Genomic DNA, 26,188 nt, shown 5'->3' on the forward strand with positions numbered 1-26,188 from the left:
CGACTGAGACCTCACGAGATCTGGTCGAGCACCTCGGCGATCTCGGGTTCGAGTTCGACTTCGCTGCCGACCACCTGAATCAGCTGTTCAGGGGTGCGAGCAGAGACCAATGACGACGCGATTCCCTGGTGCCTGTTGAATGCCAACGCGATGTCCGTAGTGGTCACGCCCAGTGCTGCCGCGGCCTTGCGGACCCCTGCCAGCACCCGAGTCGATCGTTCGTCGAGGTAGGCACCGACATAGTCGGTGAGTTCACCTGCGGCGAAGCGTGAGTCCTGCGGGGTTCCGCGCCGATATTTGTCGCTCAGCACTCCCCTGCCCAGGCCGGCACCAGCGATGAGTCCCACGCCTGCGTAGTTCGCGGCGGGAAGCAGATCGTGCTCTGCCTCCCTGTTGAGCAGGGAGTATTCGGCGATGGCGCAGGCGATCGGCACACCCGCTCCGCGCATCTCCGCGAGCTCCCAGCCAGCATGGTGGGAGACGCCGACGTACCGGATCTTGCCCACTGTCAGCAGGGTATCGATTGCCGAGGCAGTCTCCGCCCTGTCCACGTCAGCATCGAAGACATCGAGGATGAGCACGTCAATATGGGAACGTCCGGTGGCACTCAGCAGAGCATCAACCTGATCGAGAATCCGAGCCCGGCCCAGACCCACTTCGATGCGGGATGACTCACTCATGGACACGCCCACTCGGCCAACCAACACGATCTGCTCAGGAAGACTCAGCGCAGACAGCGCCTGAGCCGCGTGCACTCCCGAACTGGGAAGCTCTATGAGGTTCCCACCAGCGTCGACGTACTCGTCGACGAGACGCTGTGCGACTGTGGTGTCGACCCGGTGCCCCCACTCAAATGTGCCGAGACCCACATCGCTGACTTCAAGACCGGTGTTGCCGAGGCGTTGGTGCTTCATGATAGTTGAGGTTACCTGATTCGGCGACTACCGTGGTTTCGTTCCCACCCCACTTTCTCAAGGAGTCGCATGTACGACTGGCTGGTCGCAGCTGTGCTTGGCATCGTTCAGGCACTGACAGAGTTTCTGCCGATCTCGTCCTCGGCGCATGTGCGCATCGTCGGTGAGTTCATGTTGCCGGGCCAGGATCCGGGCGCGTTCTTCACTGCGATCATCCAGATCGGCACCGAGGCGGCTGTCGTCGTGTACTTCTGGCGCGACATCGTCTCCATCATCTCCAAATGGTGCAAGGCGCTGGTCGGCAAACACGACCGCAAAGACCCTGAAGTTCGGCTCGGCTGGCTGATCATCGTCGGTTCGATTCCGATCGTCATCCTCGGTCTGCTGTTTCAGGACGCCATTGAGGGTGCCCTCCGCAGTCTGTGGCTCACCGCAACGATGCTCATCGTCTTCGGCCTCATCATCGGCCTCGCAGACTGGGTGGGCAAAAAGGAACGCACCCTCGACGATATGAGCTGGGCGCAGGGCATCATCTATGGCCTCGCCCAGGCACTGGCACTCATCCCCGGTGTCTCACGCTCTGGTGGCACGATCATGGCCGGGCGGTTCATGGGCTTCGACCGTCCTTCCGCTGCCCGCTACTCGTTCCTGCTCGCCATTCCAGCAGTCTTGGGATCGGGCTTCTACAGTGTTTTTCAGACGCTCGGCAGCACAGACATGGTCATCGGCTGGGGACCTACGATCCTGGCCACCATCATTGCCTTCGGACTCGGACTCCTCGTCATCCACTGGTTCCTCGGCTACGTGAAGACCAAGTCGTTCGCGATCTTCGTCTGGTACCGCGTGGCGTTGGGCATCGTGCTCTACATCCTGCTCGGGACGGGAGTCCTCGCAGCCACCTGATCGGTCCGGCCTGACCCAGCGGGTTCTCGGCGCCGGCTGGCACTCGGGCCTGGCTGCCCCGTTTGGTCGTCAGCGGAGCCCGCCACCACCGGGCGTGCTTCCCTCTGAGAGACCGGCTGCGGTGACCGACATCGCTGTCAGCACTGGCTGTGGCCCCGAGAAGTCGATAACAGTGAACGAGCCCGGAGCAACGCTGATTCGCTGAAAATCATCAAGAGGCATGCCCAGCGCATCGGCAATGATCGCCTTGATGATATCTCCGTGTGAGACGAGCATCGCCCAGCGACTGGCCTTGCCCTCATGATCATCGCCGCTCCGGTTTCGCTGTTCTTCTTCGTTCCGTTCCTCTGTGCGGAGCTCGTCGACAACGGTTCTCACACGCGACACGGCACGGTCGGCTGCCTCGGCGATGGATTCCCCACCAGGGAAATGCGCTTGCGACGCGCGTTCGAGGACGGTTTTCCACAGCTCTTCACCGCCGAGTTCCTTCAGGCTGCGCCCGGTCCATTCGCCATAGTCGAGTTCGATCAGGTCATCCACGGCTGCAACAGAATCAGCGGCAATCGTTGACGCTGCGATCAGTGCCGTCTGCTCGCATCGCAGGAGCGGCGAATGCAGCAGACGGGAAAAACGCTGCTGCGGGAGCATCCGAAGGGTGTTGCGAAGGGCACTGACACCCTGATCGGTCAGCGACACGCCGGGAGCGCGTCCGGCGAGGATTCCTGCCGTATTCGCGCTGGAGACGCCGTGCCGAAGGAGAACGATGACGGGCATGCAATCAACACTAGCCCAGATCGTTTACAGTGAGCCTATGAAACGTCAGCGTCCCAGCATGACCTATGAGTTCCGCAAGGTCTCGTTCTCCAGAGAAACACCACGATCTGTCAGTCTGCAGGAACTCAATGATGAGGCGGAGTACGGCAAATGGGAGCTGGCCCGGACCCGGATCTCTGTGGGAGGCACCAAGACCGTGTGGCTGCGCCGCAAGATCATGCCTCTGACGTCAAGCAGATGACTTCGAACTAAGTGAAATCCCCCGCCCCACTCCTCCCTGTCCTCGTCGCCGGCCTCGTCACCATCGTGGCCGGCGGTGCCATGTCGCTCCAAGGACGCGCCAACGGCCTGCTCGGTCCGATCCTGGGCCACTCTGTCTTCGCCGCGCTCGTCTCGTTCATAATCGGACTCACCCTCGCGGGCACGACACTGCTGTGCTCCCCCCGCTCTCGGACCGGTGCTCTGAATCTGATCCGGCTGGTCCGCACCCACGCGATGCCCTGGTGGATGATGCTCGGTGGTCTCAGCGGTGGCCTCGTCGTCATCGCTCAGGCCTCGACCGTACCGATCATGGGCGTCGCGATGTTCACCATGGCGTTCGTCTCCGGCCAGGTGACCGGTGGTCTCGTCGTCGACTCCACACGCCTGCCACCGGGCGGGAAGCAACGTCTGACATTCTTTCGGGCCTTCGGCGTCCTCATCGTCATTGCAGCCCTGATCTACGGGGCCTCGGAGAGACTCACCATGGGAGTCCCGCTCTGGGCCCTGCTGCTGCCCTTCGTCTCGGGTGCGCTGACCTCGGTCCAACAGGCATTCAACGGACGGATCAAAGCCGCCACAGGCTCGGTCATCGTCGCCACCACCGTGAACTTCGCCGTCGGTTTCCTCGCCCTGCTCGTGGCTGCCGGGGTCATCATGTTCTCCGGAGTGACCTGGGCCGGCTTCCCGACGGAACCCACTCAGTGGTGGATGCTGCTGGGCGGGGCCTTCGGGGTGACCTTCATCGGTCTGACCGCGCTGACCGTGGCGAAGCTCGGCGTGCTGCTGCTCAGCCTGTTCTCTCTGTTCGGAAATCTCGTCGGTGCACTCCTGCTCGATCTCCTGCTGCCCACGCCCGGTTCCCTGGTGAGCACCACGACGGTCATCAGCGCCGCCATGGTGCTCCTCGGAATCGCGATGACGATTATGCCTTCATCAGGAAATCGCCCAGGACCCTCGCCCCGAACTTGAGCGCGGAGATCGGCACTCGTTCGTCGACGCCGTGGAACATCGCAGGGAAGTCGAGGTCCCCCGTCAGCTGCAGCGGCGCGAATCCGTAGCCGGTGATGCCCAGCTCGGCCATGGACTTGTTGTCTGTGCCGCCCGACAACGTGTACGGCAGCACCTTCGCTGTGGGATCGTCATCGAGCAGACTTGTGCACATCTGCGCGACGAGTGGCGTGTCGAAGGGCGCTTCCAAAGCGTCTCCTTCGTCGTTGGCCTCGATGTCGATGCCCTCACCCGCGAGTTCCTTGATTTTGAGCATCACGTCCTCGTGCTGACCTGGAAGGGTACGGCAGTCGACGAATGCCGTGGCCGTGCCCGGGATGACGTTGTGCTTGTAGCCGGCGTTGAGGAATGACGGGTTCGAGGTGTTCTGCAGGGTCGGTGCTACAAACTTCTCAACCGAGCCGAGTTCGGCCAGGAGGTCCCCGATCGTATCGGCCCGGAATTCGATACCGGTGATCTCCGCAACTCCTTCAAGGAGCTGTCGGGTCGCGACCGGGATCTCCTGCGGCCATGGATATTCGCCGATGCGGGCGATGGCGGCGGCGAGCCGGGTGACAGGGTTGTCGTCGTTGCGCTGGGAGCCGTGTCCCGCCGTGCCGTGGGCGATGAGGTTGAGCCAGGCAAGGCCCTTCTCTGCCGTCTGGACGAGGTACACGCGCTGACCGCGGACGTCGACGGAATACCCGCCGACCTCGGAGATCGCCTCCGTGGCTCCGGAGAAGAGCTCCGGGTGGTTGCGGACCACGTAGCGGGCGCCGTAGGTGCCGCCGGCTTCCTCATCGGCGAAGAAGGCGATGATGAGGTCTCGACGTGGGCGCAGACCCTGGCGGAGCATGTCGCGCACGGCGGCGATGATCATCGCGTCCATGTCCTTCATATCGACGGCTCCACGGCCCCAGAGCATCTCGTCCTTGATGACACCAGCGAAGGGGTCGACGCTCCAGTCCTCGGCTGCCGCCGGAACCACATCGGTGTGGCCGTGAACGACGAGCGCGTCTGCCTCGGGATCAGTTCCTTTGATCCGGGCGACCAGGGAGGCACGGCCGGGTTCGGATTCGATGATCGTGGACGTCAGTCCCACCTCATCGAACCAGCCGGCAATGAGATCCGCAGCCGGCCGTTCGGGGTTGACCTTGTTGCCTCCCCAGTTCTGTGTGTCGATGCGAATGAGCTGCTGGCACAGTGAAGTGACCTCGGCCTCGGCGGCGCTGAAATCGTACACGGAGTCTCCCGTCGGAAAGGTGAGAAGAGTTGACGTGATCCACGTTATATCAACTGCGCCAGCGCGATCCATGGTGTCCACCGATCGTGCTGGCCGCCGACAATGCAGAAGTGAATGAGAAATGGCCTCCGGATCAGATCCGGAGGCCATTTCCTCTGTTGTGCGCGAAGGGGGACTTGAACCCCCACGCCCGATAAGTTGGGCACTAGCACCTCAAGCTAGCGCGTCTACCAATTCCGCCACTCGCGCTGGCAACAGAGATAACTTTACACGCGACATTCGGCCGTGCAAAATCAGATTGGCCGATTGTGATGCACGGCACTCAACGGCTTCTCTGAAGCTCCTCGCCGCCCACTGCACAGGCTCATTCGGCGAGGTCTGAGACCGTGGAGAGGATGTGCGGTTTGCCGGACTTGAGATCGAAGAGGGCGAACTTCGCGGTCTCGTGCCGATGCCCATCGGTGATGGCGAAGCCAACGGTCGAGGGCAGCAGCACAGGTTTCGCGAACGACACATCCCACCGATACGACTCCAGCCTCGTATCGACCGCGGACAGGGCGCGGGAGGCACCGTACATTCCGTGGGCGATGAGGCGCGGGAAGCCGAAGCCCTTCGCTGCCAACCCGTTGAGGTGGATCGGGTTGTAGTCACCCGAGGCGTGGGCATAGCGCTGGCCGATGATCGGGTCGAGTCGCCACAGTGCGCTCGGGGTGGGAGCCGTGAACTCCTCCCGCGGCGCCTGTGGTTTCGATTCCGCATTGGGCAGCTTTTTGCCCTTGGCCAGATAAGTCGTGGTCTCCCGCATACACAGAGCACCCTCAACCTTCGCCTCAACGATGACCTCGATCGTGGTTCCTGCTGAATGCTGGTAGGGACCGGCCAGCTCCACCTGGAAGTCGACACTGTCACCGACATGCACGGCACGGAGGCTGTCGATCCTGTTGTGGATGTGGACCATGCCCATCATCGGCAGTGGCACCTCGGGATCGCTGAGCAGCTGCATGCTCAGTGGGAATGCGAGGACGTGGAGGTAGCCCGGGTGGACGATATTTCCCAGCCCGGCCCCGATGACAGTGGTGAAACCGGCGTAGGCATCGGCCTCGATCGGCATGCTGCGATCCAAGGCGCGATCAGGCAGGTCCGGGCTCGTGCGTGTGCCCAGCGGCAGTGCCTTGAGCACGGCCTTCGCATAGAGGGGCAGCATCGATTCCTTCGCCATCATGCACCCACCATGTTCTGACCGCACACTCGCAGCGTCGATCCGTTGATCCCACGGGCCCCCGCCGAGGCGAGGAAACCGATGGCTTCGGCCACGTCGACTGGCTGTCCTCCCTGCTGAAGGCTGGAGAGTCTGCGTGCAACCTGCCTGGTCAATGCCGGCATCTTGGCTGTCATGTCGGTTTCGATGAAACCGGGAGCCACCGCATTGATCGATCCTCCGCGCTTGCCGAAGTCCGGCGCCGAGGCGGCGGTGAGTCCGATGACCCCGGCCTTCGAGGTTGCGTAGTTCGTCTGCCCGCGGTTGCCCGCGATGCCCGAGGTCGAGGCCAGTGACACGACCTGTGCGCCCTCGGCGAATAGATCCTCGGCCTTCAGATGGGCGTTGATTCGGGCCTGGGAGGCGATGTTGACGGCAATGACGGAATCCCAGCGGGAGGCATCCATATTCGCCAGCATCTTGTCTCGGGTGATTCCGGCATTGTGGATGAGGATGTCGACCGGACCTCCGACCGCCTCGGCGATCTTCTCCGCCGCGGTCTCTGTGGTGATGTCGAGTTGGAGGGATCTGCCTCCGACCTCATTCATCACCTCTGCCAGAGCCTGTCCGGCCTGCGGCATATCGACGCCGATGAGGTGGGCACCATCACGGGCCAGGTTGCGCGCAATCGCGGCACCGATCCCGCGAGCGGCACCGGTGACGACAGCGGTTCGTCCTGCCAACGGGCCGGATTCGCCGGTCGACAGGAACTCCTGCAACCCGATCGGGGTGCCGGCCTGAGTCGAGACGGTGATGAACTGACCCGAGACATAGGCAGATTTGCCTGAGAGCAGGAACCACAGCGCAGTGGACACAGAGGGGGCCTGCACGTCGACGCCGTCGAGGAGGATCCCGTTGGCGGTCGCCCCACTGCGCATCTCATGAGCCATGGAACGTGTCAGACCGGTGATCCCCTGAGTCGCGGCGGCGAGTTCGGGGCTCTGCTGCGTCGGGTTCGGGGCTGCGGAAACTGTGATGACGCGTCCGCAGCGGACAAGCGATCGCAGCGCTGTTCCGATCTCGAGCACCGTCTCTGACAGGTCACCGGGCGCGGTGGCTGCGTCGAAGACGGCGATGATGGCCCGCAGCGACTCCCCCGAGCTGGCATGGCGTCGAACCTCGAGACCGTTGTCCAACAGCAGGTCGGCCAGCTTCTGCGCCTCAGGTCCGGAGCCGAGAACGAGGACAGGTTTCTGACGAAAGTCCGCCGGGGTCGAACCGAAGCGGTGGAGTTCGACTGGCTGCGGCAGGCCCAGTGTCTTCGCGACCTGCTTCAGTGGGCCGTTGACCAAGCCCAGGTAGGTGTCTTTCATGCTGCCTCCACAATCGCGGTGAGTCCCTGGCCGCCTGCTGCGCAGATCGAGACCAGCGATCTCTTCTTTCCGGTGAGCTTGAGGTACTTAGCGGTGGAGGCGATGATGCGCCCACCGGTCGCCGCGAACGGGTGTCCGGCGGCGAGACTTGATCCGAGCGGATTGAGCTTGGTCCGATCAATGGAACCCAGTGCTCCGTCGAGGCCGACCTTGTCACGGCAGAACTTCTCAGACTCCCATGCCGCCAGGTGGCTGAGCACGGTCGAGGCGAATGCCTCGTGGATCTCGAAGACGTCGAAGTCCTCAAACGTCAGTCCGTTGCGAGCCAGCAGGCGCGGGACCGCGTAGGCCGGGGCCATGAGCAGACCCTCGGCTCCGTCGACGAAGTCGACCGCTCCGGCTTCGGCGTCGACGAGGCGGGCCAGAGGGGTGAAGCCGTGCTCGTTGGCCCAGTCCTCACTGCCGAGGAGGACAGAGGATGCTCCGTCTGTCAGCGGTGTCGAGTTGCCGGCAGTCATCGTCGCCGGCGAGCTCAGCTTCTTGCCGAACACGGGTGAGAGCTTAGCCAGAGATTCAGCGGACGAGTCCGCGCGCATGTTGGTGTCGCGGCTGACGCCGAGGTACGGCGTCGATAGATCATCGAAGAAGCCCTCATCCCAGGCGCGGGCGAGGTTGTGGTGGGAGGCCAGAGCCAGTTCGTCCTGAGCCTCACGGGTGATCTGCCACTGGGCAGTGGTGATCGCCTGATGCTCGCCCATGCTCATGCCTGTGCGTGGCTCAGCCGTCGACGGCGCCTGGGGAGCCAGATAGGCCGGTCGGATCTGCGCGGCGATCTTCGCCCGCTGGGTGAGGGTCTTTGCCCGTGAGAGTTCGAGCAGGATCTCACGCATCGAATCATTGACGACGATGGGGGCATCCGACGCGGAGTCGACGCCCGAAGCGATGCCCGACTCGAGTTGGCCGGCGTTGATCTTGTTGTTGAGGCTGACCACGGTCTCAAGACCGGTGGCACAGGCCTGCCCGACGTCAAACGCCGGTGTTGTCGGCGACAGGGCGGAACCGAGGACCGCCTCGCGAGTGAGGTTGAAGTCCTTCGAGTGCTTGAGGACGGCACCACCGGCAACTTCACCGATGCTCTCACCTGCCAGGCCGAAGCGAGCCACGAGTCCGTCGAGGGCGCTCGTGAGCATATCGAGATTGCTCGCTTTGGCGTATTGCTTGTTCGAGCGAGCGAACGGAATGCGGTTACCGCCAAGAATGACGGCACGCTGAGTGGGAGTGGACATTTGCACCTCCGGTATATGGATTTAACTGTTACCGACAGTACCTGATACCGTCTGTCACATGAAATCGCTCACAGACGGTCGCTCCACTCGGTGGCAGCAGCATCGCGACGACAGGCGCCAGGACTTGCTGCGAGCCGTCAGGCATGTCGTCGACGAGTACGGTGACGAACTGTCGATGGAGCAGATCTCGGAGTATTCGGGCACGACGAAGTCGGTGCTCTACCGGTATTTCACGGATCGCGCCGGACTGCAGGCGGCAATGGGCGAATGGGCGATGGATGTCATATCCAAGTCACTCGATGACGCAACAGCTGCCTCGGCGCAGGATGCACTGACCAAGATGATCCATGCTTTCGTCGCGCTCGCCGCAGAATCGCCGAATATCTACCGATTCTGCGATACCGCAGTGAATCGGTTCGCACCGACGGAGACCGGCGGGTTCTTCAACTCGATCGCCGGCCTCCTCGCCGATCGGCTGGTCCTTGAGGGCGCTCAGGGACAGCTGTGGGCAGCGGGTGCAATCGGATTCGTGCGTGCCGCGACCGAGAACTGGCTGGCCAACCCTGGCCGCCCCGATGAATTCGCAACCGCAATCAGTCAATGGCTCTGGGCCTCACTGCCCGCAAAATTAGGAGTACACGAATGAAGCTTTCCCTTGATCCACAGGCGATCAACACTGCTCTCGACGGACGTTGGGCCGAGGCTCGACGCCAGGGGCGGACCCTGGCTCACCAGGAGGTCACACACGAGGATCCCGCCGATGATCTCGAGACGACTCGGGCGAAGACGCTGACAGGAGTGGGTCTCATGGCCGACTCGGGACTGCCGATGAAGAGCCTGCCGAAGGCTCTGGGCGGCCTCAACGAACACGCGACCAACGTCGCAGGCTTCGAAGAGACCGTCACAGCCTCCCCCAGCCTCCAGATCAAGGCTGGAGTCCAGTTCGGGCTCTTCGGCGGAGCAATTCTGCACCTGGGCAACTCCGAACAGCACGAAGCCTGGCTGCTGGCCGCCCAGAAGGGTGAGCTGTTGGGATCGTTCGCGATGACGGAGATCGGTCACGGCTCTGATGTGGCAGCGGTCGGCACCACTGCGACCTATGAGGCCGAGAGCGAAGAATTCGTCATTGACACCCCCTTCCGCGCTGCGACGAAGGAGTATATCGGCAATGCCGCCCGCGACGCCCGTGCAGCAGTGGTCTTCGCCCAACTCATCACCGGTGGCATCAATCATGGTGTGCACGCGTTCTTCGTGCCCATTCGAGACGAGGACGGTGAGGTCCTGCCGGGCATCAACATCGAAGACGACGCCTTCAAGGGAGGCCTCAGGGGCGTCGACAACGGTCGCATCGCCTTCGATCAGATCCGCATTCCTCGGTTCAACCTTCTCGATCGCTACGGAGCCGTGAATGCCGCGGGCGAATACACCTCCCCCATCGACTCACCGGGCCGCCGCTTCTTCACGATGCTCGGGACCCTGGTCCAGGGTCGTGTCTCCCTCGATGGTGCGGCCATCGTGGCCTCGAAGCTGGCCCTCGACATCGCCGTGCGCTACGGGCTCGAGCGCAAGCAGTTCACCTCTGTCGACGACATCAATGAGAGCACTCTGCTGGACTATCAGCAGCACCAACGCCGCCTGATGCCGGCCATCGCCTCCGTCTATGCTTCAGCCTTCGCTCACGAGAAGCTCCTCAGCTCGTTCGACGAGGTGTTCTCCGGCGCCGACGAAAGCGAGGAGAATCGTGCGCTGCTCGAGACTCGGGCCGCGGCGTTCAAGGCCGATACGACGTGGATGGCCCTCGACGTCATCCAGGAGTGCCGGGAGGCATGCGGCGGGGCCGGCTACATGGCCGAGAACCGTCTCGTGGGGCTGCGCGCCGACCTCGACGTCTATGCCACGTTCGAAGGCGATAACACCGTGCTCCTGCAGCTGGCTGCCAAGCGCCTCCTCGGCGACTATGCGAAGGAGTTCGCAAATATCGATGTCGGCGGGGCCGCCCGCTACATCGGCACCCAGGCGGCTGAGCGCACGCTCTACCGCTCTGGACTGGCCAATGCGGGACTCGCCATCTCCGACGTCTTCACCCCCAACCTCGGCGAGAAGCGGATCCGCTCCGGACGTCTGCAGCGTTCGCTCCTCGAGACCAGGCTCGAGGTCATGGTCTCCGGGCTCGCTCAGGCGCTGCGCCCAGCGATGAAGATGTCAGCAGCAGATGCTGCGGACCTGTTCAACTCCAATCAGCATGAGTTCATCGAGATGGCTCGTGCCTACGTCGAGTTGGAGAAGTGGAAGGCCCTCGACGAGGCGATGCGAGAGCAGCAGGACCCCGACCAGAACAAGGTGTTTCGACGTCTGCGCGATACCTACGGTCTCAGCCTCATTGAAAAGCATGTGGGCTGGCACCTGATGTACGGTCGTTTGCCGATGCTGCGCGCCCGGCAGCTCAACGAGACCCTCAACCGCCTGTGCGCGAAGCTGTCGGCCAATGCTTTGGACCTGGTGGAGGCATTCGGCTACGGCGATGATCATCGCCGCGCCACGATCGCGACCGGTGTTGAGGCCAAGCGCCAGGACGAAGCTGCAGACTACTACCGTCACTCCCGTGCGCAGGAGGACTATGCGGTCCCGGAGAAGCAGCTGCGCAAGGCCGAGAAGGCGGCCCGGAAGGCAGCTGAGAAGGACGGCCGCAAGACGGAGTAGAAGTCTTGACAGGCAGTGTGAGGGGCCGTGCGGCGAATCAGCCGCACGGCCCCTCCCGCGTTGTGCTGGACTCCACGACTCGTATGCGGGAGTGTCTCGTGTGCCGGACGACAGTTGCCGGTCACCGGCAGCTCGAGCGCGACCGCGCGCAATCACTGGCAGTCAGGGGAAATCACTGGCGATCAGGCGCTGAGGAAGTCCTTCAGCGCCGCTGAGACTGTTGCAGTCTCCGTGAGGAAACCGTCGTGACCGACCTCGGATTCGATGACGTGATGGGTCACCGCTCCAGGCAGATTCTGGGCGAGAAGTTCCACTTGTGCGGGCGGGAACAGCCGATCTGAGGAGACCGAGACGACGAGGTTGTCGGTGCAGGCATCGGCCAATGAAGTCGCCAGGTCGTGGCAGCGGCCCATGCGCACGTCGTGATCGCGCAGAGCGCGGGAGAGCACGACATAACTGTGTGGGTCGAACCGGGCGGTGAGCTTCTTCGCCTGGTGGTCGAGGTATGAGGTGACCTCGTAGTAGTCAGGCGATCTGCGTCGCCTGGAGAAGCGATGGTTGAGCTCCGCATCGTTGCGGTAGGTCAGGTGGGCGATCTGGCGGGCCAGGCCGAGACCTTGGGCAGGGAAACGGCCGACCGCTGTGTAGTCACCGGAGTAGTAGTCGGGGTCGAGTTCGATCGCACGTTCCTGCATCATCGCCCAGGCGATCTGATCGGCTTCACAGAAAGCTGGTGCGGCGATGATCGCGCACTTCTTCACCTTGCGGTTGTCGAGCAGGGCGAATTCGAGGGCTCTGGCTCCGCCCATTGACCCGCCGATGACGGCATGCCACGAATCGATCCCGAGTATCTGCCCGAGATTGTGTTCTAAGCGGGCCATATCGCGGATGGTGACCGCAGGGAATCTGGATCCGTAGGGCAGTCCGTCGTCATAGACAGACTGTGGTCCCGTGGTTCCCGAGCACCCACCGAGCGAATTCGCACACACCACGAAGTATTCGTCCGTGTCGATCGCCTCGCCCGGACCGACGACTCCTGCCCACCATTCGGTGACGCTGGTGTCGCCGGTCAGGGCGTGTTCGATCAGGACCGCATTGCTGCGGTCGAAGTTGAGTCTGCCGAAGGTTTCGTAGGCGACTTCGACAGTTCCGAACGTGTGTCCGGATTCTGTGACGAAGCCCAGAATTCGCTCGACGGAAGTGCTCTGGGTAGTCATGTCAGGCTGCGGCCGACGCATTCGCTGCGGCAGCGGCGAAGCCCTTGTCGATGTCGGCGATGATGTCGGCGCTGCCTTCGAGCCCCACGGACAAGCGCACGAGTGCCGGGTTCACACCGGCAGCAGCCTGCGCGTCTTCGCCAAGCTGCGAATGAGTCGTCGACGCCGGGTGGATGACCAAGGAGCGGACATCGCCGATGTTGGCCACGTGTGAGTGCAGTTCGAGTGCATCGACGAAGGCCACGGCGGCGTCGAAGCCGCCGGCGATGTCGAAGGACAGGACCGAGCCGACACCGTTCGGCAGGTATTTTTTGGCCTTGTCGCGCCAGGGGCTGGACTCGAGTCCGGCGAAGGCGACGCGGCTGACCTGTTCGTGGTTCTCAAGGTAGGAGGCAACCTTGTTCGCATTCTCGACATGGCGGTCGATGCGCAGGCTCAGAGTCTCCAGTCCCTGGGCGATGAGGAACGCATTGAACGGGCTGGCGGCTGGTCCGAGGTCACGCAGGCCCTGCACGCGGGCCTTGAGACCGAAGGAGACGTTCGCGCCGAACGGCGAATCCGCGCCGAGGTCGCGAGCGTAGACCAGACCGTTGTAGGACTCATCCGGGGTGTTGAAGCCGGGGAACTTCTCCGGCCGCGTGCCGTAGTCGAAGTTTCCGCTGTCGACGACGACACCGGCGATCGAGGTGCCATGTCCGCCGAGGTACTTCGTGGCCGAGTGGAGAACGACGTCGGCACCGTGCTCGATCGGGCGCACCAGGTAGGGGGTGGCCAGGGTGTTGTCGGTGAAGAGCGGAACACCGGCCTCGTGAGCGATGTCAGCCACAGCTGCAATGTCGAGGACATCGGAGCGGGGGTTGGAGACGACCTCGGCGAAGAAGAGCTTCGTGTTCTCCTGTGTCGCGTTCTTCCAAGCATCGAGGTCGTCGACGTCGACGAACGTGGTCTCGATGCCGAGTTTGCGCAGGGTCACGTGAAGCAGGTTGTAGGTTCCGCCGTAGAGACTGGAACTGGCGACGATGTGGTCACCGGCTTCGGCGACGTTCGTAATCGCCAGCAGGGCTGCTGACTGTCCAGATGCGGTGAGCACGGCGTGGACTCCGCCTTCGAGGTCGGCGATGCGGTTCTCCACGACCTCTGTGGTCGGGTTGGTGATGCGGGTGTAGATGGGACCGAGCTCGGTGAGTGCGAAGCGGTTCGCTGCCGTCTCATTGCTGTCGAAGACGAAGGAGGTGGTCTGGTGGATGGGCAGCGCACGGGAGCCGGTGGTCGGGTCCGGTGTCTGACCAGCATGGATCTGACGAGTTTCGAATGACTGGGTCATGGTGTCTCCTCCGGGTATGGCTGATTCGCCCGTGGTGGTCCGCGCGAGTGGTTGTGGTGATGTCACTACTGTCTTCGACTCTCAGGCTGCGAGTATGCGATCTCGTCATGTTCGTGTCACCTGGCGTCATGTTTCGTCACACCGTTCGCAGATCCATCACCCCGGCTGCGGGGTCCTCACCGGAAGTTGCGGGCCTTGGTCGGCAGCTGCACCTCGAGCGGGATGAGCTTGTGGGCGTAGAGGCTCACAACCTCTCCCCCGCGTTGGATCAGCCCGGTGACCACGAGGGCGTTGCGCGAGGTCGCGATCGGCCGGAACCGCTTCATCAGCCCGGGCGTGGCCACGACGTTGAGCATCCCGAATTCGTCCTCGAGGTTGATGAATGTGATCCCCGAGGCCGTGCCCGGGCGCTGTCGGTGTGTGACGATGGCGGCCACCGTCATCCGGGTCCCGTCCGCAGCCGCCGCGGCATCCGCTGTCGAGGCATAGCCCCGTTCGATCAGGGACGCTCGCAGGATCTCGGTCGGGTACCCGTCGACCGTGATCCCGGTGGAGAAGAGTTCGGCCAGGGTCGTGTCGAAGGCATCCATGGTCGGCAGGCTCGGCGCCGAGGAGATCGTGGCGGTTCCCGGGAGCACGCCCGGGTGTGCTCCCGCGACTCCTCCGGCCAGCCACAGTGCCTGCCTGCGGTCGAGGTCGAAGCTGCTCAATGCTCCCGCGGTTGCCAGCCCTTCGAGTGCCTGCTTTCCGATGCCGGTCCTCTCTGCCAGGTCTGCCACCGAGGCGAATGGTGCCCTCGCGCGTTCGGTCACGATCACCTCGGCAAAAGAACCGACATGAGCCACCGAGTCGAGACCCAATCGGATCCCGAACTCGCCCGAGGTTCCGATGCCATCGGTTTCGAGGCGTTCCAGGTCGGTGCCGGCCATCGAATGGCGGATGTCCACGGGTAGGATTCTCACACCGTGCCGGCGGGCGTCGGCGACGAGTGACTGCGGCGAGTAGAAGCCCATCGGCTGACTGCGCAGCAGGCCCACAGTGAACGCCGCATGATGGTGGTATTTGAACCAGGCCGACTGGTAGACGAGGTTCGCGAAGCTGATCGCATGAGATTCGGGGAACCCGTAGTTGGCGAACGCGGCAATCGTGGAGAAGATGGACTCCGCCGTCTCCTCGTCGACTCCTTTGGCTGCGGCACCGGCCTGGAACTTCTGCGCCAGTTCGTTCATCCGCTTCTCTGATCGCCGCGACCCCATGGCCTGGCGCAGCTGATCGGCATCGGCACCGGTGAAACCGCCGACGTCGATGGCCATCTGCATGAGCTGCTCTTGGAACAGCGGCACCCCGTAGGTCTTGGCCAGGGACTTCTGCAGCAGAGGGTGGAGGTATTCGACCTCGTCAAGGCCCTGTCGTCTGCGGATATAGGGGTGGACGGAACCGCCCTGGATGGGGCCGGGTCTGATCAGTGCAACCTGGACGGCGAGGTCGTAGAACGTTTCCGGACGCAGCCTGGGAAGGGTCGCCAGCTGAGCCCGCGATTCGACCTGGAACACACCCACCGCATCGGCCTTCTGCAGCATCTTGTAGACGTCCTCGTCCTCGTCATCGATATGGGCGCGTTCGATGAGCTCGCCCGTGTGCCTGTGGACCAGGTCGACCATCTCGTGGAGTGCGGTGAGCATGCCCAGTCCCAGCAGGTCGAACTTCACCAGGTCCATGGCGGCACAGTCGTCTTTGTCCCATTGGACAACGGTGCGATGGCCCATCGTGGCCTTCTCGATCGGAACGACCTCACCGATGGGACGATCAGCGAGGATCATGCCGCCCGAGTGGATGCCCAGGTGACGGGGTGAGCCGAGGAGGTCGCCGGCGATCGTGAGCACCGGGGCCGGGACCGGGGAATCGGAGGCCTCGGGCAGGGTCGACCAACGGTTGCTGGCCTTTGAGAACGCATCCTGCTGGCCCGGTTCGTAGCCCAGACTGAAGGCCGCGTCCCGGATCGCTGACTTCGCCCGGTAGGTGATGACGTTCGCGACCTGAGCGGCGCGTTCACGGCCGAAATGATCATAGACATATTGGATGACTTCCTCCCGCCTGCCCGATTCGATGTCGATGTCGATATCCGGATAGCCCTTGCGATCCGGTGACAGGAAGCGGTCGAAGAGGAGTTCGTGCTTGACCGCGTCGACGGCGGTGATGTCGAGGACATAGCAGACTGCGGAGTTCGCCGCCGAGCCTCTCCCCTGGCAGAAGATGCTCACTCGATGGCAGAACTCGGTGATGTCGTAGACGATGAGGAAGTATCCACAGAACCCCAGCGTCGCGATCATGTTCATCTCCCGATCAAGCTGTGCCCATGCCTTCGGGTTTGCAGCCCTGGATCCGTAGCGCCTGGCGCCGCGGTCTTCAATCAGCTCACGCAGATACTCTTCGGCCCCACGGGCATCGGGCATCGGGGCACGCGGCAGGTCCGGGCGGGCCGAGTTCAGGACGAAGGAGCATTCCTTCCCGATGGCCACGGCGTTCTCCAACGCCTGCCGGGGGAAGCGTGCGGCCATCTCCTCGCCCGTATGGATCCGGGCATTCGCCGTCGCCGGCAGCCACCCGGCCAGCTCGTCGAGGGACAGCCGAGACCTCACCGATGCCCTCACCTGCGCTGACTTCCATTGCGCCCGGGTAGCGAAGTGCACACCGTTGCTGGCCACGACCGGCACATGAGCCCGCTGTGCAAGCTCGCCGAGGTGGCGCAGCCGTTCGTCGTCGTCTGGGGTTCCGTCCCGGCTGAGTTCGACCGCGATCCGCTCGCGCCCGAAGCGGGCGATGAGTTCGCGCAGGGCTCCGAGTCCACCGTCTGGATCATTCAGAGCTCGGCGCAGAGGGCCTTTGCGGCAGCCGGTGAGGATCGTCCAGTCCCCGCTCATCGCGGCCAGCTCTTCGAGACCGAACGCCGGCCGGTTCTTCTCTCCTGCCAGGTTGGCCTCGGTGATGGCCGTCGACAGTCGGTGGTATCCCTCGACTCCGCGGGCAAGGACCACAAGGTGGGTGGCATCGGGATCGGTCTGGCCGGGGATCTTCTCCTCCAACCCCACGGACAGCTCCGCGCCGAAGACGGTGGGCAGGCCCACCTCGGCGGCGGCATGGGCGAATCGCACCGCACCATAGAGACCATTGTGATCGGTCAGCGCTAAGGATGTCAGCCCTGCGGCGGCGCCTGCGGCCACGAGCTCCTCCGGGTCGGAGGCCCCATCGAGGAAACTGAACTGGGAGTGTGCATGCAGCTCGGCCCATTCGACGGTGGAGGTGCGCAGAATGGGTCCCTGGCCCGGCCCCGAATACCGGCCAGCGCCATCGGAACCGCCGGGTCCCACCGACATCTGATGACGGTCGGGACGGGAGAAGGCAGGCGCGTCGGATCCATCGGCATGTTTGTCGACCGATTGCCTGTCGGTGACCTGCTTGCCGCTGGTCTGCTTGCCCTCCAGCCGCTGGGCCAGCTGGGACCAGGGGGTGCGCGGATTCGAAAAGCCCATCGGCGGTTCAGCTCTCTCATCTCGGTGGTGTCATCGGTCGTTCAGTGTCAGCGGTCGTTCAGTGTCAGCGGTCGTTCAGTGCCATCAGCGGTACCGACCGGTGATGTGCCACTGGCCGTTCTCTTTGCTCAGCAGCAGCGCCTGCCCCGAGACGGTGACCACCTGCAGGCGGGTCCGGTAGATGGCTTTCGCCGGATCCCACCAGCCGGATTCGACGGGCCAGGAGCCCGAATGGTCAACGATCGCCTCGGTGGCTCCGGTCGGAAAGCGAATCTCACACGGTGTTGATTCCAGGCCTGCGGGACGAGCTTCCACCGGCAGGCCTCCCGCGGCGAGCACGTCGACGGGAAGATGTTCGACCGTCGTCGGTCGGGGTGCGTGCAGTGCCCCTGGCCAGGGTGCGCCGGAGCTGCGCACAGGTGATGGCGCTTGCTGCCACGGTGTCCACAGGTTCGTCTCGGCCGGATCCCACCCGCCCTGCAGACCCGGAACCAGGACCGAATCGGGACCGAACAGTCCCTGCAGTCGCTCCAGCGTGTGGGTGACCTGCCCGGTGTTCTCATCGAACAGGCTCTTCGTCGCACCGATGGGGGTGGTCAGCTCCGCGGCCACGAGGCCCACAGCGATGATGCCCTCCTCGGAGAAGTCCTCCGGGTCGGGGCCGGGATCGTCGGGAACCGGTGTCTCCCTATCCCTGCGGGCAGAGGCTGTGTGCTTCCGGGAGCGAGCCGGCCCGGACTGAGGGGCTGGCCCGGACTTGGATGATGAGCCCGGTCCCTTTCGAGCGGCTCCTGCCAACCATCCCTCTGCCTGCCACCGCAGGCGATCGGCGATGGTGTTCTCGTTCATGTCCTCGATCCGCCAGGTCCGCTTCGAAGACTGCCCCGAGACAGCGATGAGCTCGATCGTGATCTGTGTGCATACGAGCCCTCGGCGGCGCACTGTGGTCAGCAGCTCGGCGGCCAGCTGGCGGGTCAGAAACCCCAAAGTGTCACTGCGGGTGGTCGGCGTGTCCAGACCGAGCTCGACATTGAGTCGTTCCTCCCGGACATGATCGTTCAGAGGCGTCCACTCGGTTCCTGTGGCCAGATCGTGCGCGCGCTTGCCCAGTGCCCCGAATCGGGAGTTCACGTTCCGCGCGTCGATTTCGGCCAGATCCCCCAGGGTTCGCAGACCCAGTTGGGTGAAGGTATCGATGAGTTCGGTCGCGCCTGCCCCTGCGTATTCGAGGGTGCTGATCGGTTGAGCTGCCAAGAACTCCTCGGTCTGCCCTGGTTCGACCCGGCGTGCCTGTCCCGCGGCGAGAACTGCCGCGAACACGGTGTCAGCGATGCCGGGGAAGAACTCCCACCCGGTGACCGACACGAGCGCGGAGATCAGAGCCTCAACGGCGGTGGGCTCGTCGGCATAGCCGTGTTTGAGCGAGTCGAGGGGAATGGCGAGCGTACCGGGGGCGAGCAGAGTGAACCGCGCCACGAGTTCCTCGAGCGCTCCGACTCCTGCGGAGAAGTGTCTGTTGTCTGCGTCCTCGTCCCAGGCCATCACGTGTGCTTCGGGACAGCGGTACCCGACCGCGCGTTTGTTGTTGCCCAGAGCGATCCCGGCTGCACGGGCAGGCGCATTGGCGGCGATCACCTTGCCTCCGCTGAGAACCGCCACCGGAGTGCGAGGGCTGAGATCATGCTCGGTCGCGGCCGCCACCGCGGACCAATCGGGAACGGTCAGAACCAGCGTGCGACGGTCATCGATGCTCTCTTCGACAGGGACACTGTCCCCACCTGCGGGGCCGCTGCGCACAGTTGTGGGCTCAGTAGCGGCGTCAGCTGACACTGCGGATCACCGGCCGTTCGAATACACCCTCAGCCGGGGCGGGTGCTGGCACCTCGGCGGGAGTCCCTTCCGGTCCAGGCAACAGGAACCGGTTGACGCCGGTCTGCGATCGGGCCTGCACGAGGCAGGAGCGGAGACGTCCATGGCCGTGTTCCGTGCCCGACCACTGCGTGTCGGTGATCTCAATCTGCTCCGTGCTTCCGGGCATCGACGTCAGACTGATGATGCTGATCTTGCGTTCGCGCACCTTCGCCAGCAGCCGGGCGCGCTCCCCAGCACTGGGCAGGAATCCCGGATCGATAACGAGGACGTCGAAGGATTCGATGAGGATGGAGGCCACCCGCAGCCAGTCCTCGGCCGGGGTCACGAGGTTGACGAAATGGTCGAGGTCAACACCCAGATCGGCAATGGATGACACGGCCGGTTCGCCGAGTCCGATGCCGGCACACCATTTCTGTTCCTGGGTTGCGACGGCGATGGCAGCGAGGGCGCAGCTCAAGGACTGCCCCCCGGTCAGGGTCACGATCTCGCCTCGGGGAAGACCGCCGCGGCGGAACATCGGCGCCAGCACCGGATCCACGGTGCGGGGGGCAGGCCCGTCGAACAGAGCGGTGGCCGTGGAGATACCCATCTCCCGGCTGAGCTGTTCAACGAGTGGCACTGCAGACATGACACCCATTATCGAACTAGTGTTCTAAATAGGCAAGATTTACGCAGCGGCATTGTTCGCCCGGGCGTGTCGCCATTCCGCTTCGAACATCCACGCAATGCAATAGTCCAGGCTGAAGCCGTACCCGCCGCCCAGAGTGCTCGGATCCGCTTCGGCTACCGCCTTCTCGGCAACATCCACCAGCCGTGCCGTGTCGAAGACATGCCGCCCTCGCTTCCCTTCCTCGAGCGGAAGCAGCTGCGAACCGTCGGGCAGGAAGAAGGCGAATGCAGCCTGCCCGCCCAGAGTTCCGGCGAAGGGTGCTGAGGTCCGTGAGATATTCAACTCATATTTGTGCACCGCCGTGTGGTGTGTTCGGCAGAGCAGGATGAGATTGTCCAGGTCTGTCGCTCCTCCCTGTGACCAGGGGCGGATATGGTGAGCGTCGCATCTCCTGCGGGCACGACAGCCGGGGAACTGGCATCCCATGTCCCGCGCGCTCAGCGCCAGGCGTTGGCGTCTGCTCACCAGCCTCTTCGAACGGCCGAGCATGAGCACGTCGCCATCGGCGTCCTTGATCGCCCCGCTGATCAGGGCTTCGCAGCTCAGCCGTTCTGCCGTCGCCGAGGTGATGCCTCCGAAGCCGTCAACCCGACAGGTCAGGTCCTTCTTCCGCTCCGCAGGCGTCCCCGCGGGGACGCCGTTGAGGGCAATATCGATGGTCTCGTGCTCAGCGGTTGCAGTATCAACGGTTGTAGTATCAGCGGTTGCAGTATCGGTGGCTTCGGCACAGGCACCGAATCGGGTCACCACCTCAGCGGAGGCATGTACGAGCATGCGGGCGCGGTCGACGTCAACGGTGCCGGATGGCTTCGCCTGCGAAAACGCATGCACGATCTCCATCAGGCACATGACCTGCGAGATCGGCTCGTACAACTGCTTCTCCTGCTCGTCGCTGTCGGCATCATCCGTGAGTGCCTGCTGTTCGAGGACATGCCGAGCAGCGTCGAGCATCGAAGAGAATTCAGCGGCTTCATCCTCGCCCAGGTCGATCGTGATGCGGGTCCGTCCGGGTTCTGTGGTTCGCATACTCACGCTGTCGCTGGGAAGGAATCGGGGAACCTCACCGGTCTCGTTCGCGGCGGACAGCTGGAGGTAGTTGCGAGCTATCACACCGATCTGGCTTCCGGTGGAGACGTCGGCCAGGCGCAAGGCCTCCTCATCGGGGATCCGGCCCACCAGCCTGGTGACCTCGCGCACCTTGGAGAAGCTGACATCTCCCTCCCCCAGGCTCTCCTTCACCTTCGGCATTTCGCGTAGTGCCATCATCACTCGAACGTATTCCCGTGCGGTGTGTGCGCTCACAGCAGCGATGTGCATGACCCACTGGGGCAACGATGTCACGCCCACCCACTGTGCCCACAGACCCCGACGTTCGACCTCATCGATGAGTGCAATGACACGGGCATGACAGAAGGCGATGCACGAGATGTTGCGTCGAATGTCGGCAACCAGCTCCTCGGGAGTGAGATCGCACAACCCAGTCCCGGCATCGGTCTCAGCCTCAGCGCCGGCCCCAGCGCTCGGCTCGGTGCGCGGGGCTCGCGCCTGCGGTCTCGAGTCTTTGCCGTAGTCACTGGGATCGACGCTCAACACGTTGAGAATCTCTGAATCTGCGAACGGATCCGGATCGTCTGCGAACGGATCTGCAGCCGTGTTCTCGACCATGGTCCCCACCTTTCCCCTTCGGCCTCCCTGGCCATTCGGTTCGTGAGTCCCCATGACCTCGAACCGTACTTTCACCATACGAGGCACCACTGACATGAGATCCCGACCAGACTGCATCACACCGTTGAATGGGTAGATTTCTTCCTAATCTGATTCGGACCCGATGTATATCTGTTCTACATAATTTGAATCTCCTGATTGTTGGCGCGTCCCCGCGGGGACGCGCCAATCAATGCGAGCCTCACGCCGTAGGCTGATTGCATGAGCGAAGAGACGAACGACGACGCAGGCCTCTCCCCTATCGGCCTGCAGGATTCACCCCGTGAGGCGGCCACTCGGACCTCCTACGATGCGATCGCCGAGACCTATACGGGCTGGATTGCAGACGAGCTCACGGCCAAGCCACACGATCGAGCCGTCCTCGGTGCCTTTTCGGAGCTCGTACTCGCCACAGGGGATTCCCAGACGCTTGAAATCGGGTGCGGCCCAGGTCGGATCACTGCATTCCTTGCCGCTTTGGGTCTGACTCCGACGGGCCTCGACCTTTCCCCCGCCATGATCGCCCTAGCAACGCGCCACTATCCCGCCTTCGACTTCGCCACCGGCACCATGACCGCACTGCCGTATGGCGACGACAGCTTCTCCGGGCTCCTGGCATGGTATTCCATCATCCACGTTCCCGATGAGTCCCTGCACACCGTCTTCGCCGAGGCGGCACGAGTGCTGCGGCCGGGAGGCCTGTTCCAACTGGCCTTCCAGCTCGGCGACCGAGTCGACCATCAGTCCGAGGCAGCCGGGTTCGACGTCGATCTCGACTTCCACCGCCGCTCGATCGATCAGGTTCTCACAGTTCTCGCTGAACACGGTTTTGCTCCCGTGACCCGGCTCGAGCGGGAGCCGGACCAGGCAGGCCAGTTCCCAGAGACGACGCGACAGGGCTATCTGCTCGCCCGCCTCGACCCCACCGCGGCCACTCCCTTGAATCGGGCAACGCCCGAACAGTGACAAAATGGGTGACCTATGAACATCGACATCGTCTTCCACACGCCTGAGATCCCCGGCAACACCGGCAACGCCATTCGCCTGGCCGCGGTCACGGGCGCCCACCTCCACCTCGTCGAACCGCTTGGCTTCGATCTCTCCGATGCGAAACTGCGTCGTGCAGGACTGGATTATCACGATCTTGCCCACGTCACCATCCATGCGTCGCTGACGGATCTGTGGAACCACCTCGGCGAGCGTCGAGTCATCGCATTCACCACCCATACACACGATTCCTTCGCCGAGGTCGACTACCGTGACGGTGATGTCCTCCTCTTCGGTCAGGAGTCGACGGGCCTGCCCGATTCCGTCGTCGCTGACGAGCATGTGGATCTGTCCGTGCGCATCCCGATGCTTCCATCCAGGCGTTCGCTCAACCTCGCCAATTCCGCGTCGATCGCGATCTACGAGGCTTGGCGCCAACAGGGATACAGCGGGGCTTGAACCCGCGTAGACTTCTGCCCGATACACAATCCTGAAAGGACCACTATGACCTCCAAAGTGCTCACAATCGCCGGTTCCGACGTCTCAGGCGGAGCAGGGCTCGAAGCCGACCTGAAGATGTTCGAAGAGTACGGCGCATTCGGTACCGCCGCCGTGACCTGCATCGTCACCTTCGATCCTGCCGACAGCTTCAGCCACGTCATCGAGTTCATCGACCCTGAGGTCGTGACCCGCCAGCTTGAATCGACGCTGGCCGTACACAAATTCGACGCCCTCAAGTCGGGCATGCTCGGTTCGGTGGAGAATGCCCTTGTCCTGGCCGAGAAGCTGAAGACCAATGAGCTTCCCTATGTCTTCGATCCCGTCCTCGTCTGCAAGGGTGCGGGCACGATGGTCGATCTCAAGGATCTTTTCGTCGACAATCTCGTGCCTTTGGCCACCGTCATCACCCCGAACCTCGAGGAAGCCGCAACGCTGGCCGGCATCGATCCGATCGATTCGGTTGAGGGAATGATCGAGGCCGCGAGGATCATCCACGGTCAAGGTGCGAAGAACGTCGTCGTCAAGGGCGGCGCACGTCTGGCCGGTGACGACGCGATCGACATTCTCTTCGATGGTCAGACCGTCACGACGCTGCGTTCACGCAAGGTCAATGAGAAGCTCGTCAACGGTGCAGGCTGTTCGTTCGCCTCATCCATCGCCGCTGGAATCGCCACCGGACTGAGCATTGAGGATGCAGTTGTCTCGGCGAAGGAGAAGGTCGCCCACGGCATCGCGAACTGCCTCGGCAACGCCACAGGCGTGGCCTCGCTGTTCCACCCCGCGGCACGCACTCAGCCCTCACCCGATGTCCGCGTCAGCGTGGACTGACCGAACTGATTCGCTCGAGCACAGAGAAAGAGAGAACTGCCCCGCACACCGTCAAGGGCGTGCGGGGCAGTTCGCATGAGTCAAGTGTGACGGTCGCAACCGTCGTCTCGGTCGAAACCGACAGGGGATCAGCGCTTGCCGAAGCCCTTGTAGCGATCCTTGAACTTCTCGACGCGGCCTGCGGAGTCGAGGATGCGCTGCTTTCCGGTGTAGAACGGGTGCGATGAGCTCGAGATCTCAACATCGATGACTGGGTAGGTGTTGCCATCTTCCCACTCGATCGTCTTATCGCTCTTTGCGGTCGAACGGGTGAGGATCTTGGTTCCCGATGACAGATCGTTGAACACGATCGGTGCGTATTCCGGGTGGATGTCCTTTTTCATATTCATACCTTTGCTGAATCCGCTCAGGCGCCTGGTATGGGTCGACCCATCCGCCAGTGCCCGAATTCGTCTGCTGGACACGCCCCGCACCGTAGGAACCGGACACGAAGCGACAGCCCAGTCTATCTGATGGACTGGCCCAAAGCGATTCCCACATCGTCTCCTAAACTGTGGTCATGAACACCAAGGAACGCATCTCCGCGCAATTCGACCTCACTCCCGCAAAATCCGTTCCCGAGCTCATGGCCAAGCCCACCGCTGAGGCGATGTCGTCGATCACCGGCGACGTCGACGCGTTCGCCATCGACCCGCAGATCGCCGACACTTCGGCCCTGCTCGACGCCACCGGTCTCGGACCGGAGACCTCGGCCAACTGTGTTCTCGTCGCGGGTTCGCGCGCCGGTGAGGAAAGGATCGCTGCCTGCATGGTGCTCGCCAACACGCGCGCCGATGTGAACAAGCGCGTGAAGAAGCTCCTTGACGTGCGCAAGGCCTCATTCCTGCCCATGGACCGTGCGGTCGATGAATCAGGGATGGAGTACGGCGGCATCGGCCCGATCGGTTTGCCTGCCAACTACCGGATTCTCATCGACACACGTGTGGCCGAGGCCGACGAGCTCATCATCGGTTCGGGCATCCGTGGTTCCAAGCTCGTGCTCTCGGGCGCAGCACTGGCGTCACTTCGCACCGCCGAGGTGGTCGACGGGCTCGCGAACGAGATCAGCTGAGGTCGTCGGTCAGCCCAGTCCTGCCTTGTCGAGAACATAGGTGATGAGCGGTTCATAGAGGTATGGCACAACATCGTCATCGAGGGGAACGGTGACCTCGATTGCCTCCTGTGCCTCGGCGACGAAGAGGGCCGGATCGTTGCAGTCGGCATAGCCGAGAGTGCGCAGTCCACGACTCGATGCCGCACCGGCCCACCCGTGATCGGCCACGATCAGATCAGGCGCCTGATCGCCTCGGCGGGTGATGTCGTCAAGAAGGGCGTGCATGGGCTCGGCGAGGTGAGTATGCGGGGTTCCGCCGTGCTGGTGCCAGGTCCACACCCGGTTGATCTGCCGGCAGTCACCGCCAAGGTCTGGGACGGGAACGGCGTTGGCCTGGTGCGTGATCCGAGCACCGTGGGCTTCGGCGGCCGCGGCGATCGCCATGTGCACAGGAAGCAGCCCGGCAGGATGGCCTGTGGCGAAGAGGATCTCTCCCCCGGCGCGGGTGACATCCCCGATGGCCGTGGCCAGTGTTTCAAGGGAGTCGATGCAGCGCTCGGTCGAAATCGTATCGACGCCCTCAACGAAGTCCGTCTCGGGACGCAGCCCGCACCGGTCGACCATGACGGCAAATACCGAATCGTAGTCCCAGTCCTGAGTGAGTTCGACGCCGAAGTCGAATTGCTTCTCCTGTGCCAGGAAACGGTGGATGTGGGAGAGGTTGTTCTCTCTGGGAGTGGCCACCTCTCCCGTGATACGTCCAGTCTCCAAGGCATGCGCAAGTGTGGTGCGGTCCACTGGTCTCCTCATTCGGGTCTGATCT

Annotated in this window: 23 protein-coding genes and 1 tRNA gene; 9 read left to right on the top strand and 15 right to left on the bottom strand. The window is 63.3% G+C overall.

The window, feature by feature from the left end; genetic code table 11:
- Positions 1-11: 11 nt before the first annotated feature.
- A complete protein-coding gene (locus AAFP32_RS08445) occupies positions 12-914 on the bottom strand; it encodes an aldo/keto reductase (protein WP_350271421.1) in 903 nt (300 codons plus the stop codon).
- A gap of 69 nt (positions 915-983) precedes the next feature.
- Here AAFP32_RS08445 and AAFP32_RS08450 point away from each other — a divergent pair, with 69 nt between their 5' ends.
- Positions 984-1,817 carry an undecaprenyl-diphosphate phosphatase gene (locus AAFP32_RS08450; RefSeq protein ID WP_101641591.1) on the top strand — a complete coding sequence of 278 codons (834 nt, stop codon included), beginning with the start codon at positions 984-986 and terminating at the stop codon, positions 1,815-1,817.
- Between the two features lie 69 nt (positions 1,818-1,886).
- Here AAFP32_RS08450 and AAFP32_RS08455 read toward each other — a convergent pair whose 3' ends face one another.
- The gene (locus tag AAFP32_RS08455) at positions 1,887-2,591 is read right to left on the bottom strand and encodes a histidine phosphatase family protein (protein WP_350271422.1); all 705 of its coding nucleotides are present in this window, start codon (positions 2,589-2,591) and stop codon (positions 1,887-1,889) included.
- 37 nt (positions 2,592-2,628) lie between these two features.
- On the opposite strand from AAFP32_RS08455, the gene AAFP32_RS08460 reads away from it, so the two are divergent.
- Together AAFP32_RS08460 and AAFP32_RS08465 are read left to right on the top strand one after the other, a co-directional pair.
- Positions 2,629-2,832, top strand: coding sequence for a DUF5703 family protein (locus AAFP32_RS08460; RefSeq protein WP_233430311.1), 204 nt, complete (start codon positions 2,629-2,631; stop codon positions 2,830-2,832).
- Between the two features lie 11 nt (positions 2,833-2,843).
- Positions 2,844-3,821 (top strand): DMT family transporter, encoded by a 978-nt coding sequence (locus AAFP32_RS08465; RefSeq protein ID WP_350271423.1) that lies wholly within the window; start codon positions 2,844-2,846, stop codon positions 3,819-3,821.
- Here the strand turns inward: AAFP32_RS08465 and AAFP32_RS08470 are convergent.
- From AAFP32_RS08470 to AAFP32_RS08490, 5 genes are all read right to left on the bottom strand, one after another.
- Positions 3,775-5,082, bottom strand: a complete 1,308-nt coding sequence (locus AAFP32_RS08470; protein WP_350271424.1) for a M20/M25/M40 family metallo-hydrolase — start codon at positions 5,080-5,082, stop codon at positions 3,775-3,777. The genes AAFP32_RS08465 and AAFP32_RS08470 overlap by 47 nt on opposite strands.
- Positions 5,083-5,243: 161 nt before the next feature.
- Positions 5,244-5,331 (bottom strand) — tRNA-Leu (locus tag AAFP32_RS08475).
- A 115-nt stretch (positions 5,332-5,446) separates the two neighbouring features.
- The gene (locus AAFP32_RS08480) at positions 5,447-6,304 is read right to left on the bottom strand and encodes a MaoC family dehydratase (RefSeq protein WP_350271425.1); all 858 of its coding nucleotides are present in this window, start codon (positions 6,302-6,304) and stop codon (positions 5,447-5,449) included.
- A complete protein-coding gene (locus AAFP32_RS08485) occupies positions 6,301-7,653 on the bottom strand; it encodes a 3-oxoacyl-ACP reductase (protein ID WP_350271426.1) in 1,353 nt (450 codons plus the stop codon). Before AAFP32_RS08485 ends, AAFP32_RS08480 begins: the two co-directional genes overlap by 4 nt.
- The gene (locus tag AAFP32_RS08490) at positions 7,650-8,939 is read right to left on the bottom strand and encodes an acetyl-CoA C-acetyltransferase (protein WP_101641581.1); all 1,290 of its coding nucleotides are present in this window, start codon (positions 8,937-8,939) and stop codon (positions 7,650-7,652) included. The genes AAFP32_RS08485 and AAFP32_RS08490 overlap by 4 nt, the downstream gene beginning before the upstream one ends.
- A 58-nt stretch (positions 8,940-8,997) precedes the next feature.
- Here AAFP32_RS08490 and AAFP32_RS08495 point away from each other — a divergent pair, with 58 nt between their 5' ends.
- Together AAFP32_RS08495 and AAFP32_RS08500 are read left to right on the top strand one after the other, a co-directional pair.
- Positions 8,998-9,585, top strand: a complete 588-nt coding sequence (locus tag AAFP32_RS08495) for a TetR/AcrR family transcriptional regulator (protein ID WP_101618651.1) — start codon at positions 8,998-9,000, stop codon at positions 9,583-9,585.
- Positions 9,582-11,639, top strand: a complete 2,058-nt coding sequence (locus AAFP32_RS08500) for an acyl-CoA dehydrogenase (protein WP_350271427.1) — start codon at positions 9,582-9,584, stop codon at positions 11,637-11,639. Before AAFP32_RS08495 ends, AAFP32_RS08500 begins: the two co-directional genes overlap by 4 nt.
- A 182-nt stretch (positions 11,640-11,821) precedes the next feature.
- Here the strand turns inward: AAFP32_RS08500 and metX are convergent, their stop codons facing one another.
- The 6 genes from metX to AAFP32_RS08530 form a co-directional block, all read right to left on the bottom strand.
- Positions 11,822-12,856, bottom strand: coding sequence for a homoserine O-acetyltransferase MetX (gene metX, locus AAFP32_RS08505; protein ID WP_350271428.1), 1,035 nt, complete (start codon positions 12,854-12,856; stop codon positions 11,822-11,824).
- A gap of 1 nt (position 12,857) precedes the next feature.
- Positions 12,858-14,180 (bottom strand): O-acetylhomoserine aminocarboxypropyltransferase/cysteine synthase family protein, encoded by a 1,323-nt coding sequence (locus AAFP32_RS08510; RefSeq protein ID WP_350271429.1) that lies wholly within the window; start codon positions 14,178-14,180, stop codon positions 12,858-12,860.
- Between the two features lie 176 nt (positions 14,181-14,356).
- Positions 14,357-17,710 (bottom strand): error-prone DNA polymerase, encoded by a 3,354-nt coding sequence (locus AAFP32_RS08515; protein ID WP_350271430.1) that lies wholly within the window; start codon positions 17,708-17,710, stop codon positions 14,357-14,359.
- Between the two features lie 84 nt (positions 17,711-17,794).
- On the bottom strand, positions 17,795-19,540 hold the full coding sequence (locus AAFP32_RS08520; protein WP_350271431.1) for a DNA polymerase Y family protein: 1,746 nt from the start codon (positions 19,538-19,540) through the stop codon (positions 17,795-17,797).
- Positions 19,530-20,210, bottom strand: coding sequence for a porin (locus AAFP32_RS08525; RefSeq protein WP_350271432.1), 681 nt, complete (start codon positions 20,208-20,210; stop codon positions 19,530-19,532). Before AAFP32_RS08525 ends, AAFP32_RS08520 begins: the two co-directional genes overlap by 11 nt.
- 39 nt (positions 20,211-20,249) lie before the next feature.
- Positions 20,250-21,917, bottom strand: coding sequence for an HNH endonuclease signature motif containing protein (locus AAFP32_RS08530; protein ID WP_350271433.1), 1,668 nt, complete (start codon positions 21,915-21,917; stop codon positions 20,250-20,252).
- A gap of 261 nt (positions 21,918-22,178) precedes the next feature.
- On the opposite strand from AAFP32_RS08530, the gene AAFP32_RS08535 reads away from it, so the two are divergent.
- The 3 genes from AAFP32_RS08535 to AAFP32_RS08545 are packed head-to-tail and all read left to right on the top strand — an operon-like array spanning position 22,179 to position 24,272.
- Positions 22,179-22,922, top strand: coding sequence for a class I SAM-dependent methyltransferase (locus tag AAFP32_RS08535; RefSeq protein ID WP_350268781.1), 744 nt, complete (start codon positions 22,179-22,181; stop codon positions 22,920-22,922).
- Positions 22,923-22,937: 15 nt separating this feature from the next.
- Complete coding sequence (locus AAFP32_RS08540) at positions 22,938-23,402, top strand: tRNA (cytidine(34)-2'-O)-methyltransferase (protein WP_350268782.1); 465 nt, start codon at positions 22,938-22,940, stop codon at positions 23,400-23,402.
- Positions 23,403-23,447: 45 nt separating this feature from the next.
- Positions 23,448-24,272, top strand: a complete 825-nt coding sequence (locus AAFP32_RS08545; protein ID WP_350268783.1) for a PfkB family carbohydrate kinase — start codon at positions 23,448-23,450, stop codon at positions 24,270-24,272.
- 128 nt (positions 24,273-24,400) lie between these two features.
- On the opposite strand, the gene AAFP32_RS08550 is transcribed toward AAFP32_RS08545, so the two are convergent.
- Positions 24,401-24,655 (bottom strand): type B 50S ribosomal protein L31, encoded by a 255-nt coding sequence (locus AAFP32_RS08550; protein WP_101641573.1) that lies wholly within the window; start codon positions 24,653-24,655, stop codon positions 24,401-24,403.
- Positions 24,656-24,831: 176 nt separating this feature from the next.
- Between AAFP32_RS08550 and AAFP32_RS08555 the strand changes: the two genes are divergently transcribed.
- A complete protein-coding gene (locus AAFP32_RS08555) occupies positions 24,832-25,383 on the top strand; it encodes a YbaK/EbsC family protein (RefSeq protein WP_350268784.1) in 552 nt (183 codons plus the stop codon).
- A gap of 9 nt (positions 25,384-25,392) precedes the next feature.
- On the opposite strand, the gene AAFP32_RS08560 is transcribed toward AAFP32_RS08555, so the two are convergent.
- A complete protein-coding gene (locus tag AAFP32_RS08560; protein ID WP_350268785.1) occupies positions 25,393-26,163 on the bottom strand; it encodes a phosphatase in 771 nt (256 codons plus the stop codon).
- Between the last annotated feature and the right edge of the window lie 25 nt (positions 26,164-26,188).

The sequence above is a fragment of the Brevibacterium sp. CBA3109 genome (assembly GCF_040256645.1).
Classification (GTDB): Bacteria; Actinomycetota; Actinomycetes; order Actinomycetales; family Brevibacteriaceae; genus Brevibacterium; species Brevibacterium koreense.